The 15,444-nt window shown below is 55.8% G+C and carries 8 protein-coding genes and 1 pseudogene; 2 read left to right on the forward strand and 7 right to left on the reverse strand.

The window, feature by feature from the left end:
• Positions 1–24: 24 nt before the first annotated feature.
• The gene (locus tag WJU16_RS04850; protein WP_341837194.1) at positions 25–621 is read right to left on the reverse strand and encodes a sigma-70 family RNA polymerase sigma factor; all 597 of its coding nucleotides are present in this window, start codon (positions 619–621) and stop codon (positions 25–27) included.
• 510 nt (positions 622–1,131) lie between these two features.
• Positions 1,132–1,590 (reverse strand): Lrp/AsnC family transcriptional regulator, encoded by a 459-nt coding sequence (locus WJU16_RS04855; protein ID WP_341837195.1) that lies wholly within the window; start codon positions 1,588–1,590, stop codon positions 1,132–1,134.
• 323 nt (positions 1,591–1,913) lie between these two features.
• Between WJU16_RS04855 and WJU16_RS04860 the strand changes: the two genes are divergently transcribed.
• Entirely contained in the window at positions 1,914–3,086 is a 1,173-nt protein-coding gene (locus tag WJU16_RS04860; RefSeq protein WP_341837196.1) for a cysteine desulfurase family protein, read from the forward strand.
• A gap of 504 nt (positions 3,087–3,590) precedes the next feature.
• On the opposite strand, the gene WJU16_RS04865 is transcribed toward WJU16_RS04860, so the two are convergent.
• Positions 3,591–4,049 carry an Lrp/AsnC family transcriptional regulator gene (locus WJU16_RS04865; protein WP_341837197.1) on the reverse strand — a complete coding sequence of 153 codons (459 nt, stop codon included), beginning with the start codon at positions 4,047–4,049 and terminating at the stop codon, positions 3,591–3,593.
• Positions 4,050–4,197: 148 nt separating this feature from the next.
• Here WJU16_RS04865 and WJU16_RS04870 point away from each other — a divergent pair, with 148 nt between their 5' ends.
• Positions 4,198–5,451, forward strand: a complete 1,254-nt coding sequence (locus tag WJU16_RS04870) for a cystathionine gamma-synthase family protein (protein WP_341837198.1) — start codon at positions 4,198–4,200, stop codon at positions 5,449–5,451.
• A gap of 30 nt (positions 5,452–5,481) precedes the next feature.
• On the opposite strand, the pseudogene WJU16_RS04875 reads toward WJU16_RS04870, so the two are convergent.
• The 4 genes and pseudogenes from WJU16_RS04875 to WJU16_RS04895 all read right to left on the reverse strand — a co-directional run bounded on the left by WJU16_RS04875 (position 5,482) and on the right by WJU16_RS04895 (position 15,400).
• Positions 5,482–7,757: pseudogene (locus tag WJU16_RS04875) on the reverse strand (FAD-dependent oxidoreductase).
• A gap of 9 nt (positions 7,758–7,766) precedes the next feature.
• A complete protein-coding gene (locus tag WJU16_RS04885; protein WP_341837200.1) occupies positions 7,767–10,586 on the reverse strand; it encodes a hypothetical protein in 2,820 nt (939 codons plus the stop codon).
• A gap of 117 nt (positions 10,587–10,703) precedes the next feature.
• Complete coding sequence (locus WJU16_RS04890; RefSeq protein WP_341837201.1) at positions 10,704–12,092, reverse strand: SGNH/GDSL hydrolase family protein; 1,389 nt, start codon at positions 12,090–12,092, stop codon at positions 10,704–10,706.
• Positions 12,089–15,400 (reverse strand): hypothetical protein, encoded by a 3,312-nt coding sequence (locus WJU16_RS04895; RefSeq protein WP_341837202.1) that lies wholly within the window; start codon positions 15,398–15,400, stop codon positions 12,089–12,091. The genes WJU16_RS04890 and WJU16_RS04895 overlap by 4 nt, the downstream gene beginning before the upstream one ends.
• Positions 15,401–15,444 lie beyond the last annotated feature (44 nt).

Here is a 15,444-nt window from a genome sequence, read left to right on the forward strand (position 1 = left end):
AAACTTTTTTTGGCAGGGGTAAAATCAAAGCAGGATTTCGATCAGGATGAGGACAGACAATGGATAACCGGCTTTTTGCAGGGAGCCGCGAATGTGCTTCAGCGCCATGACCATGAGGTTTTTCACCGTACTGTCGGCCAGGCCCATCCGGTCGCTGATTTCGCGGATGCTGAGGGATTGCTCCCGGCTGAGGCGGTAAATCTGCCGCTGTTTTTCGGGAAGCTGCCGCACGGCGTCATTCACCAGCGCGAGCAATTGCCGGAACTCGACCATTTCTTCCACCGGGAGGTTCTGGTCCAGTTGCCGCTCATGCCCCACGGCATTCATGACTTTATCGCGGATTTGCTGGCGGCGGACGAGGTTGACGGCCAGGAAGAAGCAGATTTTCTTCACCCAGGATTCCGGTTGGGCCAGGCCGGTAAGCTGGTCGCGGGCGATCCAGACTTTCAGAAAAGTTTCCTGGACGAGGTCGTCGGCCACTGCGGGCGATCCGGTGATACGCAACGCCATGGCCAGCAACCGGGGCGCCAGCAGCCCGAAAAGCTGTCTGAACGCGTGCTCGTCGCCGGCTGCGATCCGTTGGTACAATGCTGGAGCGTCAGTAGTGTGTCCTTCGTTCAATGAAGCGCTGGTTAATTAAAGAATGCTTGTCCTGGCAGATGGAGAAAACGAATGGGATGACAGAATTTGATGGAATCAACGGCGAATTTCGCCAAAATCATCCGGAAATGCAATGATTGCCCCGAAGACCACCTTAGTTACTATATACTAACAGTTAGGTTACTATAGGTATAAAGAGGGGTAAATGTATATCAAACGTATATCCGCATATATATTGGTATGCAGTAACCCTATAGTAACCATGCTGTTACGATGAAGTAACTACGCTTTACCCCCTATTTACCTACATCCGATATACATTCCCATGCCTTATTCTAGCATGGGCTTGTCACTATTCCCACTATACGCTGCATATTTGCCAACAGGCCACTGCAACAGCCCTGCATGCACTCCGTACCCGCTCAGTAAGGACTTAGTAGGGATACCGTACTAAAACCGTAGTAAGCCAGGCACCTGAAAGCAGACAGCAAATTTTATATAGGTATTTTACGCTATACAAATGAAAGCTTGCTAGATCGGGTACGCTGTTTCGCTTTTGGTTTCGGAAAGGACGAAGAAGCTCTGCACCGTGGTGATATTGGGGAGGGCGGCGAGCTTGCGGTAGAAGACGTGGTATTCGTCCATATCGGCGCTGGCGATCCGCAGGATGAAGTCGAAGGTGCCCGTCATCTGGAAGCACTCCATTACTTCGGGGAATTTCACGACTTCTTTTTCGAAAGTGCTGAGGGTTTGGGCGGAGTGGTCTTTCAGCAGTACATGGCTGAAAGCGATCAGGCCTTTGTCGATTTTCTTTTTGTCGAGAATGGCGACCACGCGCCGGATGTACCCCTGCTCCTTGAGCCGCCGGATACGTTCGTGGATGGCGGCAACGGATTTATGCAGCTTGAAGGAAATCTCCTTGTTGGTGAGCTCCGCGTTGTGCTGGAGGAGGCGAAGGATCTCGAGGTCCGTCTGATCGATGTCTGGCATTGTGTACTGGTTGAAAATGGTCAACTGAAAGAAGTTCGGTATTCCGGCCCGGCGCGTAATCAATCCATTCAAAAATAGGCAATTATTGGTGCTTTACCGGAAAATTTACGGTTTAATACGGCATTGTGCCAAATATCAAAAACATTTTTCAATTTAGAGTGGAAATATTACAGCGTCAAGATAGGATTTTTCCGGTTACAAGGCCAAAGACCAACCGTTAAAAATATTACGATCAAAAACCAACCAACCATTAACAACAAGAGTTTCCGGCTTGCGGGAACTCTTGTTCCAACCAATCATTTCAATTCCCAAGATAATCTTACATGGACCATACTATTTACCTGGACAATGCCGCCACTACGCGGGTAGACGAAACCGTACTGGCCGAGATGTTGCCGTACCTGGCACAAAATTACGGCAATCCCTCTTCGTCTTATTCTTACGGCCGGGTGGCCCGGATAGCGGTGGAGAACGCGCGCAGATCGGTGGCTTACCAGCTGGGCGTGAAGGCGGCCAACATCTTTTTCACCAGCGGCGGCACGGAGAGCAATAATACCGCCATTGCCGCCGCCGTCCGCGACCTGGGCTGCACCCACATCATCTCCTCTCCCATCGAGCATCACGCAGTGTTGCACTCGGTGGAGTTTTACAGCCAGCTGCATGGGGTTCCGTATTCCATGGTAGCCGTGTCTGACGCGGGGATCGTGGATTACGACGACCTGGAGCGGCAACTGAAAGAACAGGCGGCCGCGGGCCGGAAGTGCCTCGTTTCCCTCATGCACGCCAACAACGAAACCGGCAGCCTGCTGGACGTGAAGCGCGTGGGCGCCCTTTGCCAGGAACATGGCGCCATTTTCCATTCGGATTGCGTACAGACGGTGGGGCACTACCCCCTGAACCTCCCGGAGATGGGCGTTCACTTCATCTCCGGCTCGGGTCATAAGTTCCACGGCCCCAAAGGCACGGGGATCCTGTATATCGCGCCGGGGCTCACCGTAAAACCGTTTATCCACGGCGGCGGGCAGGAGCGCAATATGCGCGCCGGCACCGAGTGCGTGCACGGTATCGTAGGCTTCGCACGCGCGCTGGAACTGGCGATGGAACATTACAAGACGGAAAGCGAGCACATCGCTTCCCTGAAAGCTTACATGAAAAAACAACTCGCGGCCAACATCCCGGGCGTTACTTTCAACGGGCCCGAGGCATCCCTGTACACGGTACTGAGCGTTTGCTTCCCGAAATCGGAAGAAAGCGACAACCTGCTGCTCCGCCTCGACATGGAAGGCATCTGCGTTTCCGGCGGCAGCGCCTGCAGCGGCCCCTCCGGCGGCTCCCACGTAATGAGGGCACTGGGTAAAAACGAAAGCTGCACCACCATCCGGTTTTCTTTCAGCAAATACAACACCACCACGGAAATCGATCATGTGACCGAAGTCCTGAAGATTGCGCTGGGGTTGCATACCGCAGAAGGGAAACCCGCTACCTCGGCATGTTGATTTAACAGATACAATACACCAAAACAATCCGGTTACTACTCATTTGCAAGCCTGACAACTGAAATGGCCTCCCCGTGAGGCCATTTCCCTTCCCCCACTTCCCCGCATATACGCCCCGGCAATTCCCGTTCAGTCCTATAGGTTAGCCGATTTCTAACAAACATCTCCTAACAAGCTACAAAATTCATATCCATCAAACAAAAGGATATTTCATTAGATTATTTCTATTATTATTGACTTTTTATTAGATTTTTGATAACTAAACAAATACTTTGCGTAGATTGCATTCAGTTTCAAAGACACATTGTAGGGTGATGAAACTGGCAGACATGCCCTCTCGTCTCGGGGGTGGAGATAACGGGATAAACGAATAGCATAATTAACTAACCATTTACTTCTTTGTGCTATCCGCTAACTGCTCCGTGCAGGTTCGACTCCTGCTCCTACAGCAAAAGCCCGGGAAGTAGTTTCCCGGGCTTTTCCTATTTGGTTTGAATAGTAAGATCAGACGTTGAACGCCGTTTCGTGCTTGATCTCCGTCATCACAAACGAACTGCGGACCGTGCCGATGTTCCGCAGCCGGGAGAGCTTTTCCACGATAAACTGCTGGTATTCGTCCATATCCCGGACTGCCACCTTCAGCAGGTAATCGTCCGTCCCGGTCATGTGATAACATTCCATCACCTCTTCCGCATGCACGATTTCCTTTTCGAAGTCCTTGATCACATCATGCTCGTGGCGATCGAGGTGCACCGCCGTAAAAACCACCAGGCTGCGGCCCACTTTCTTATGATCCACCAGCGCCACGTATCCTTTCACCACGCCCGCTTCCTCCATTTTACGGATCCGCTCGTATACCGGCGTGGCCGAGCGGTTCACCGCATCGCCGATCTGCTTATGGCTCAGCTTCGCGTTCTGCTGCAGGATGCGGAGGATCTTTTTATCTGTTTCGTCCAGTGTCATAGCATAAAAATCTGTTTTCTTCGACAGCATCCACAATTTACAGCATATTCTTCCAACCAAACCTATTTATAAAGTGTAAAACGCTAAATATTCTGCGTGTGCAAAAGATTCATCTTTAAAGTATGAGTTTTACAGACAAATCAACCTGATGCAACCACACGAATACGCACCCGAAAGCCTGATGATGAGTTACGGTTACAAACCGGAACTGAGTGAAGGCGCGATCAAATGTCCTATTTTCCAGACCTCGACTTTCGTGTTCAAAACCGCGGAAGACGGTAAGGCATTTTTCGAAATCGCTTACGGCAAGCGGCAAAAACAAGCCGGAGAAGAACCCGGATTGATTTATTCCCGTATCAACAACCCCGACCTGGAGATCCTGGAAGACCGCCTCGCCCTGTGGGACCGCGCCGAAAAAGCGGCCGTTTTCGAGAGCGGCATGTCCGCCATTTCCACCGTGCTGATGGAATTCCTCACGCCCGGGCAGGTAGTTTTGTACAGCACGCCCGTTTACGGTGGCACCCATCATTTCATGAACCACGTCCTGCAAAAATTCGGCATTACCGCCGTTTCGTTTGACGTAGGCGCCAGCGATGCGGAGATCGAAACCATCATTCAGGCCAACGGGCCCGGGCGGCTGGGAATGATTTACATCGAAACGCCTGCCAACCCCACCAACGCGCTGATCGATATGGCCATGTGCGCCCGCATTGCGCAGCGCCATTCCACCGACGGGCGCCGTGTGGTAACGGCGGTAGACAATACTTACATGGGCCCGCTCTGGCAGCACCCGCTGGCTCACGGGGCAGACCTGGTCATCTATTCCGCCACCAAATACATCGGCGGCCACAGCGACGTAATCGCGGGCGCGGTGCTGGGCCATGCGGCGGATATTCAAAAGATCAAAGTACTGCGGACGTTTTTGGGGAACATGTGCAGTCCGCATACCGGCTGGCTCCTCCTGCGCAGCCTCGAAACACTGAAGGTGCGCATGGAGCAGCAACAAGCGAATGCCGTTCAGGTGGCGGCATTCCTGCAATCGCATCCCAAGGTGGAGAAAGTGTATTACCTGGGATTGCTGGATGCGGAGAAAGACACGGCGCAATACGCCATCTATAAAAGTCAATGCCTCGGCAGCGGCGCCATGGTGAGTTTCGACGTGAAAGGCGGAGAAGCTGAAGCCTTCCGTTTCCTCAACCACCTGCGCCTCACCAAGCTGGCGGTGAGCCTGGGCGGCACGGAAAGCCTCGCGGAACATCCGGCTACCATGACGCATACCGATATCCCCGACGCGGAAAAGGACAGGATCGGGATCAGTGAAAAACTCATCCGGTTGTCGGTCGGTATCGAGCATTACAACGACATCATCCACGACGTGCAACAGGCACTGGAATATGTATGAGAACGGGCCGCCAAATGGCGGCCCGTTTTTTTAATAACATCTCACGGCGCAGATCGCAGCCGGTATGTCGGCGGAAGGATGATCCACTTCAAAATGCAATTTGGCGGTGTGCACCGGTGTATCCAGTGCAATACGGTTGAAGGCCTGGTAATTGCCCGATCTTTCGGCGATCACATTCCCGGCATCGTCTTTCACCCGGTAATTGCGGACACAGAAAGGCATCACGGTTTCGGGATGGGTCATCAGCACGGATTCCATGGGATGGTCGTAATCGGTATCGAAAAACAATTCAATCTGGCGGATATCTTTCGGCGCATCCCATGCCAGCGTGAGCGTGGGTTTCGGATCGCTCCAGTCGGCCACCCAGGCGTTGGGCTGGCTCACGGGGCGTTCGATGCCATTGGCAACGTTGGCGGCGCCGAAGAGGGCCAGGCCGTCATTGACTTTGAAATCGAGGTTGTGGCCTTCGGGCCGGCGCTGGGGGCACCAGAATTCGAACGCGTCCATCCCGATGTCTTCGGGCGGCGTTTGTTTACCGTAGTTGGATACGGCTTTGTTGATGGTGTTGAATACGGATAAAAGGCCGGTCACGCGTTTGCCGGTGTAATGCAACTGCACACCAGGGGTGCGGAAGAACATCACGAATGCATAGGCCGCTGCGGGCATGTGCGCATCAAACTCCAGCCGGAGGCAATTTCGGCCGGGTTGCAGCGCAACGGTCTGGCGGGCAAGTGTCACCTCGGGTGTATGGTTACCACTTTTATCGCTGATGCGCAATTCAATATCCAGTGAACATGCTGTGGCGGCTTCCGCGTGGAAGGCCATCACGGGTACCTTCCCCGCGGGAAGCGGTACCATCTGCGCCACGGATACGTCCAGCGGTTTGAGGATGGGCTCGCCTGGGAATTCACGGAACACCAGTTCGCTGCTCGCGGTGATTTGCGCGGAAGCGGCGAGATCACCGGGTGCGGAATAACGCAGCCCGGGGATGTATTGCCCGGTTTGCAGGAGGCGTTGTTGCAAAGTAGACACCTGGCCTTTGCCGATGATATCCGCCGGGCGTATCCCTTGTTCTTTACAGATCACGGCGGCCATGGCGGCGGCCTGGGTTACGTGCGCGGAGGTCGCCATCACGCGTGTAGAACCGTATGCCACATGCGATGCGCTGATGGTACGGCCGCCCAGGAAGAGGTTCCGGATGTTGCGGCTATAAAGCGAGCGGTAAGGGATCTGGTAGATGCCTTTGCTATGCCACTGGTTGCAGCCGGGCTTTTCGCTGAAAACGCCGTCGGCCGGGTGCAGGTCGATGGACCAGCCCCCGAACGCCACCGCGTCCGTATGTTCGCGTTGTTCCACAATATCCTGCTGGATCATCATGTAATCGCCTTCGAAGCGGCGGCTTTCGCGTTTGCCGGGGATCATGCCCACCCATTCCAGCGTGAGGTTCCGGGCTTCGGGGAATTCGCCGGAGTTTTTAATGTGGTTCCAGACGCCGTAGACCACTTTCCAGAGTTCCCATTTGATGGTTTCGGTATCGTGCACGGTATCGAGCCGTCCGCCATACTCGATCCACCAGAGCTTGCAGCCGTATTCTTTGGCGTTGAAGCTGCGGAAGCGGGGCACTTTGGTAATATCGTGGAGCGCGAAAGCCGGCGGGGTAAAGGTAACGGGCCGGCCGGTGTCTTTGCTGTAAAAGTAGAGGCTATGGCCCAGGAGCTCGCCATATTCTTCGGAGGGAGCGAACAGTTCACCGAATTCTTCTTTCTTCTCCGCGCCCATCCGGAACGCCGCTCCTGCCAGGAAGCCCACCACGCCGTCGCCGGAAGCGTCCAGGAACAGGGGGCTTTCAGCAGGTATTCGGTTTGGTTCTGGCTGCACCAGGCGCGCAGCGCGGAAATGGTTTCAGCGTCTTTCTTTTCCACCTGGTAAACGGCGGTATTGAGCAACAAGGTGATGTTGGGTTCCTGCGATACCTTGTCGAGCAGTATCATATCGAAAATTACCGGGTTGCCTTCGGGGTTGCGATACGTGTTTTCCACGAGCAGCTCATCTACCACACCTCCTTCGCGCGCCCACCGGTTATTATTACCCATGTGGGAGGTGGCGCCGAGTATCCACAGGCGCACTTCGCTGCTGGCGTTGCCGCCCAATACGGAACGGTCCTGCACCAGCACCACTTTCAGGCCCTGCCGCGCGGCAGTAATGGCGGCGCATACGCCGGAAAGGCCGCCGCCGGTGATCGCCAGGTCAACAACAATGTCCTGTACCGGGAAAGTCCTCGACCCGGCTGCATCTTGCTTGATCATATCTGTTTTTTATTTGCCTAAGGTTATTTTTTCACTGGTCACAATGGTTCCATCCCGCTTTTCCAGCGACAGCCAGCATTGCACCGCGCCGGCATCCTGCAGCGGAACCGTAAATTCAAATGGATATGTATCATCCTTCAACCGCGTTTCTTTCCCCGCACCATCCGTATAATGCAATTGCACCTTGCGCCACCGGTTGTCATCGTCTTCCAGGAAAAGGAATAGTCTCCGGCCATATGCGCCCAGCCTGAAAAGCATCGCTTTCGCATTGCCGGCTGCTATCATGGCGTAATCGTTGCCGGCGTCGGCGCTGCGGGCCAACAGTTTATCCTGGAACTTCACCACGGGCACCGCATTCTCCACCACAAACACCGCGATGCCTCCCGGCGCTACCGAACAATCGAATTCACCGTTATTGATTTTGCCGGCTTCGGCTCCGTTCAGCGACACTACTTTGCTGCGTGCAGCCGTGGCCACCAGCGAGGCATTGAGCCGTATCCGTGAGCGCACCGTTTCTTTACTTTGATTGGTGAACGCGAGGAACAGGCGGTTGCCTTTCCGGCCGGCGATGTAATTCAATTCGCGGCTGGTACTTGTCAACAGGCGGGCCGGCATCCATAATTGCACGTCTTTCTCATCATAAAAATAGCCCGGCGCGCTGCCGTACATCTTGTTCTGCAGGTACGCATATCCCTCGATGTATTCCGCCGGGAAGCTGATCTGCCCTTTACTGCGGACAAATGCATCCGTCACCAAATAGTCGATCAGCATCGAAGCCATGGGCAGGATGTGGTTGTAATGGAAAGAATTGACGCTTTGAGCTTTGTGCGCATGCAGCGGGAAATCTTCCTGTTCATAGGCGGTCGTCCGTTCGGTATTGATATGATAGCCCGGAAAGTTGCGATATCGGCCGATGGTGGCGGCTTTCGCGACGTTCATCAGGAACGTGTCTTTCGCATAGTAACCGATGCGCAGCATCCAGGGCGCGAAGTTGGTCATGAAGATGCCGCGGTGCCCGGTGGAAGTGCCCGACGATTCCGGCGTGAGCCCCGTTTCGGACAGGCGCCAGGCGGGCGCCTTTTCTTCGGGATAATACATCTGCGCATGGCCTTTGGAACGCAGGTACCAGTACATCGGCGCTTTCCCGCCCTTGTTGACCGTGATGGCGCTATCGGGGATACCGGGGCTCATCCAGGTGAACATCGTGTAGTGGCGGGCGCCTTGTACGGCAGCGTTGAGGTAGGCGGTGTCTCCCGTGAGCTCGTAGAGCTGCGACAATTCGATCCAGCGGTTGGTGAATGCCGGCCAGAAGAAGAAACTCCCGGCGAAAAGATCATCGAAAGCCGCCTGTGGCTGCGCCACGCGATCGCGGAGATAGGTGTTGGCATTTGAAATGGCGGTGGAAAGATAATGCCCTTCGCCCGTTGCCTTGTAGAGATGCATGGCATTGATCCAGCTGGCGCCGTCTTCCTTCACATCCAGGTTGCGGACGCGGGCCACTTTGTATTCTTTTTCCATCAGGCGGAGATAGAAAGGATTGGATTTTCCGAACACATTGTACAACGCCGCCAGCTCCGACAATGGCGCCACCGGCCCTTTCAGGCGCCGCGACGGACTTTGTATTTTTTGCAGACTGTCGAGGCTGAAGAGGAATTTCTCCCGGCTCAGCATGAATTCCGTCAGCGGGTAAGCCCGCTTTTCAAACATCACGGAATCGTCGCGGACGATGGACAGTTCCAGCGGGTTGAGGCTGGACACGTTTTTCACCGCGCCCGGAACGTCCGTGGAATAGGCAAATCCTTTCAGGCTGTCAACAAACCAGGCGTATTGCGTCATGGCGTAGGCGGTCATATTATCGAGCACGGTATTCAGCGATGCGATATCGTTGCGGCGGTAATCTTTAAACCCGAATACTTTCTCCGCGATGAATTGATAAGTATGCGTGATGTCCTTTGCTTCCGCTACGAGCTGCACCGAAAAATCAAACCTGTCCCCTTTCTTCATCTGCGATCCGTAGCCGCCGGGAATGGGTGCGTATACCTGCGGTTGCAGCATGCCCTGATCGTTGAGCAATGCAATGCCGAATTGGCTGTTGGGCAGCATGGGCAAGGGTTGGAAAGGAAGATGCTCCGGCGCCGCGAGGACACCGATCGTGTGCCGGCCCGTATTGACCATCGTTGTCGGCAGTGGCGCCATGAAAGCCGGCGTGAGATAAGCGGCATCGGGGATGCGGCGTTCCTGCCAGATGAGTGGCTGCCAGATTTCTTTCGCATCCGCGGCGCTGAGGGCCGGTGCACCTACGTAGCCGATGCTGTAGTAACCGTTGCGGGCGGGCTTGTATGTAAAATGTAATACCGGGTACGGCTTCGCCGAAGTAAGGAGATACGCGCTGAGCGCGGTGTCGGGGAAAGAAAAGAAAACGGTATCGCGCTTGGTGCGTATCGCGCTGGCGCGGAGGATCTCACTTTCACCGGCGTTGAAAATATTCGCTGTCCGCCATTCGGATTTGGTGCGCAGGATGCGGTCGTCGAACCCGTCGCCTGCCATGGAGGCTTGAATCTTTTTCTGTTTGAAATCGGCGCGGCTGCTGTCTGCCACCTTCCAGGTGAGCACGTTGTATTCTACACGTTTGATGCCGGCAGGCTTGAGCGCCATACCGGGATCGCTGCCGTTATACAGCACGCGGAACGCCGGCGCGAAGGTAAATTGCCGCCCCGCCGAAGTAACCCGGATGCCTTCCGCAGCCGATGGTACGCGTACCTGCGCCTTCGTCGCCAGGTTTATCAGTAAAAGGCAGGCCGCCAGCCGTGGAATTCCGTTTTTCATCATGTGTTTTAACTTCCTGTTTGTCAAATGTAACATCGCGCAGGCAGGGCTGTTATACCCTGCAACGCAAAATTCAGATGGGAACATTCCCAATTTGTGGGAGCATTCCCAAACTATTCCTCAGCCATCACCGCGCTGTAATGGAACGCCTTTCAGGAGAATACGGCCGAGGTACAATACCGACTGCGCGTACTTCTCCGGGTGTTTCGTGATATCTTCCCATTGCTGCGGACCAAGTATTTCCCGTTTATCCGATCGTTGGGACGAAAGGCGGATGACGACGGTGTATTCTCCTTCCTCCAGCGTGAAAAATTGATGTTGTCCGCGGTAGCGGTTGTTGCAGTAGGCGTTGAAGCGGTTCACCGGCAGGCCGTCTCCCATTGCCAGCCGGTAAACCTGCGTGCCGGGTACGGGCGGCGGTTGCACCTGCATGGGTTTTCCGTTTACTTCGATGGTGATCTGCCCTGCGTCGGGGCCGCCGATATCGAATATCCCGAAGCCGGTGCCACGGAAACGGAAGCGGAACGAGGCGCCTGGTGTGGCGGTCTTCTCCACAACCGGGAACCACGTGGCGAACTGCGGCAGGGTAACTTGTTCCCACGGCCCGCTAAATTGCGCGATGTCGCGGGGGACGTACATGCTCCCGGTTTCCCAGTTATCCGGGTATATCGATGCGGGGAGTTGTTGCGTGGCGGATGCGCGGGGGATGTTCAGCATTTTTTCCAGGCTCCGGGCGATGGCGGATGCGTATAGATTCCCGCCCGCCTGCAGCGGGTGGATGCCATCGGTCGAGAAGAGTATATGACCCAAAGTGTCATTGGCAGGGCCTTTCCAAAGGAGCTTTCCGGCTTTCTCCAGGAAGGAGGCTTCCATGCCCAGGTGCACCGACGGCACGCCGTAATGCGCGGCCACGGCTTCCAGCCCCTGGACGGATGGCGGCACCTGCCCGGAGGCGTACAGGGCCGTCTGCTGCCCGGTGATCGTATAAATCATGCACACTTCGGCTCCCGCCGCTTTTACCTGCCGCACGATCCCTTCCATCCCGGCGGCGTAGGCGCCGTTTACCGCGAACTCCACAAAAACGAGGTCCGGTTTGTATTGCAATACCTGTTCCTGCACACGGCAGGCGCCGAGGTCGGTGCCGGTGCCGGAAACACCCGCGTTGATAGCGGTGACGGTATTGCGGGGGAACATGTGTTTCATGTATTGCAATACCTGGGGCCGGTATCCCGCGTTGCCCTGGGTAATGCTGCCGCCGATAAAGGCGATCCGCAAAGGCGTCCCTGCTTTGGCTTTCGCAAAGAACACCGGCAGGCCGCCGCGGGGGATACATTCCTTTACGTTCGGGAAATCACCCGCTTTCACCAGCGGCGTGGCGGGCAGCACATCGAAGTACAAAGGCGATGCGCCACCCTGCGATGCCGCAATCAGATCGTTGTTGCTTTGGGCCAGCGAGGGAGCGGCGGCGGTCAGCCACAAGGCGGCTATCAGCGTGCTTTTATGTCTCATAAGCGCATGTTCTTTTCAAATACGCGGCCCTCCCGGGTGGTCACGGTAACTTTTAGCACGGCTTCTTCCCCGGCGTCCACGGGATGGAACGACCATTCAAAGGGATAAGCCGTCAACGTTGCTTCGCGGTGGTTCATCGACACCACTACCCGCGCGCCTTCCGGGAGCGTAGATTCCAGGTAACCGTAAATGGCATCCCATCCAAAAGGTGTGCGGATGCGGAAGCCGTAGCATTTCCCGATACCGGGGCCAAAATCGGTTGACTGCATGCCTGCCTTCAGCGGGGAAACTTTCGGGCGGAGGGCCTTCTTTCCCGCCACCGGAAAACCCAGCGCCGCGAAATGTTTCGGCGCGATGGTCACGGTAACCGTGCGCCCTTCCAGCCCCAGGTTTTCTTCCTTATCAGCATGCATCACACCACGGGCGTCGGCAGCCACGGGCGCTTCCGCACCCAATACAATCTGGCAGGTAACCGGAGTATCGGATTCGCTGTTGAGCAGGATCCAGAATCGCTTATCGGAAATGGCCGTCACGTAATTCACTTCCGGGTGATCGATGGTTACGAGGCCACGTTTCATCCATAGCCGCACCCCATCATCCCCCATTACTTTCCCTTTTCCCGCACCGTAAACCCGGTTATTGAACCACACGAACCCATCCTGCTTCACATAGGGAAACTCCACTTTCCCGCCGCTACGCTGCTGCATTTCAGTTACCAGGTAATCGGTCGTGAAGGCGAGATGCGGGGGAATATGGTGATAGTAGATGGAACTGACATCCGGGCCTTTATAAGGAAAATCCGGTTGCAGCGTGATGTCCTGGAAACCGGTGGCATAATATCCCGGATAGTTGGTGAAACGCCCGATCACGGCGTTGCGGGCATATGTTTCGTAAATCTTGCGCGGGCGCTGCTGGTAGAGCCGGAGCAGGTGCGGCGCCCAATTGCTCATATAGACATGCCGCACCAGTTTACCCGGATCAAAAAACGTATACGGCTGCTCGAAGCCGAGGCCCACCGGCGACACCAGCGCCCGGGGCACCTGCTTCTCCGTTACATCTTCCGGTTTACGCGGGAATCCCAACCGGTACTTCTCACCTCCCTTCCACCACATGGTCGTGTTGCCTTCGTAAGTATTTCCGGGGTGGATGGTTTGCAGGGTATCTTTTACGGCAGGATAGCTCCGCACGCCCGCGATGGTATGGAAAGCCGCGGCTTCGGCGGCGTCGAGATAAGTTGTATCACCCGTTACATCATAGAGGTCGGACAGGTCCCACCAATTGGCGTAGAACGAAGTATTGTAGAATGGCTGCTTGGTAAGCGGGGTGCGTTTCGTGCCGTAGACTTCCTCCCGCAAAAATGCATCCGCATGTTTCACCGCGGAATCCAACCAGCTGCGCTGCCCGGTCATCCGGTATGCCGCCAGCGCCTGGGAAAATTTCGGGACAATCACCGAATACCCGTTTGCATCACGCAATTGGTTATCCGGCAACGCGACTTTCCGCAACCAGGGATTGGTGTTGCCCAACAGCCGGTGTAATCCTTCGAAGTACGCGGTCGTGAATTGGGAACCAAACGGACTGAGGGTCCCGGCTTTCTTGCTCATACCTCTTTGCGCCCAACGGAAACCGCTGCGGCTGAGGGTGTATTCGATCGCCGGTAACGCCCGGCTGATAAAAAGTTCCTCGTCGTGCCCCAGCACCGCGGCGGCGATTACTGCCAGGGGCGCCGATTGCACCACGGTGGGCGCGGCTTTGGGATCCCCTTCGATATCGTAGAATCCCTTCAGTTGCGGCGCCCATCCCGCGGCGGCATCGTTCTTCATGAGATCGATGATATTAAACATGGTTTCCGTTAACGACAATGACTGATGCCGGTAATCGCGCACGCCGTAAATACTGTCTGAAACATACTCCAGCGCCTTATTCCAGCCTTCCGGCGCCGCGCCGATGCTGAATGATCGGCGAAGCACGCCATCTTCGTTCAGTTGCGCGTTTTTCAATCCCGGAACGGGCGAAAACACGACCGGTTGCAAATCGTTCTTTTCGTTCTGCATGCCAAAACCCATTACGGAAGTACCCGCCTGCGCCCAATCGAGCGGGAAGCCGTCGGGCGTGCCGGAGATGAACAGCGCAACGTGGTTGTCTTTCCGTTCGGTGATGGCCACCGGTTGCGGCATCATGGCGCTGGGCAGCATCAGCGGCTGCTCCGGGATGCGCTGGTATTGGAACATGGGCGGCAGCAGGATATTGGACACCTGGCCCTGCCCCGCTCCCTGGAAAGCGGTGACCACCAGGCTGTAATATGCCCGTTTCGTTGCCGTGAATTGCAGATCGAGGCGGATGTGGCGGTGCCCGGGCAAGAGGGTCCATTCTCCGGTGATCACCTGTCCGTCGGCCGACTGGTAGCGCACCTGCAGTTTTCCTTTTCCTTTGGGCGTAACGGAGGTGGCATGAAAGGCCGTCAACGTGCCGGACAGGAAAGGGTTCATCAGGTTGGCGGGCTCCATGATCCGGTACGTTTTGCCTTTGCAGGCAAAGGTGCTGTAGCCTCTGGAACCGTTCCATCCCGGAAAGAAGCCGCCGAAGGTGATCTGGGGATTATCGGCGCTGAGGAGCATCACGCGGTGCTCTTCGTGCGAACCGGGCAGGTATTCCCAGCTTCCGTTGCGCTTTACGGCGGTGCGTGCTGCATAATGTTCGCCTTTCCGCCATTCCAGTTTCAGGAATTCGTTTTCCAGGGCAACAGCTACCGGAGCATTGTCGGGAACCTGCACTGCCGGCAGTTCCGGCTGCGCGGCGGGCGTGGGCGTTATCGTTTCGTGCGGGGTTTTGTAGCGGGATGCTGTTGCGCCTTCGGGCCGGATATTTTCCGAAGTGAGGAAAACCGCATCCACCCGGGCGAAATTGCCGCGGCTGTCGCGCAGCTGCACCACGTTTTCCCCGGCTTCCAATTGTATGGTGCCGGCCTTTTCCCAGTGATAGCCTTCCTTGCCGTGGCGGCCGCATTCGTTTTCCAGCGGCGCGTCGTTCAGCATCACCTGGAACAGCCGCGTGCCGGGCCGGTCGTGCGGATAGTCGATCGTGCGGGCCCAGACGGTGTACGAACCGGCTTCCGCGATTTTTACGACGGTCAGCGCATCGGCGGCTTTCACCTGTCCGGATATGACGCGCAACACATGATGATTGGAGGCGCCGGCGCCGGGGGGCTTTTCCACGATCCAACCGCCCCGGATGCGGAAATCTTCCGCTTCGAGGAAATAACTGCGCTGCGCTTTCGCCGGTGCAAAAACGCCTACGCATAAGATCATACTTATCAGAAACCACTTCATGGCGTGCAATAAAAATTTGGTAA

The organism is Chitinophaga pollutisoli, assembly GCF_038396755.1.
Lineage (GTDB): Bacteria > Bacteroidota > Bacteroidia > Chitinophagales > Chitinophagaceae > Chitinophaga > Chitinophaga pollutisoli.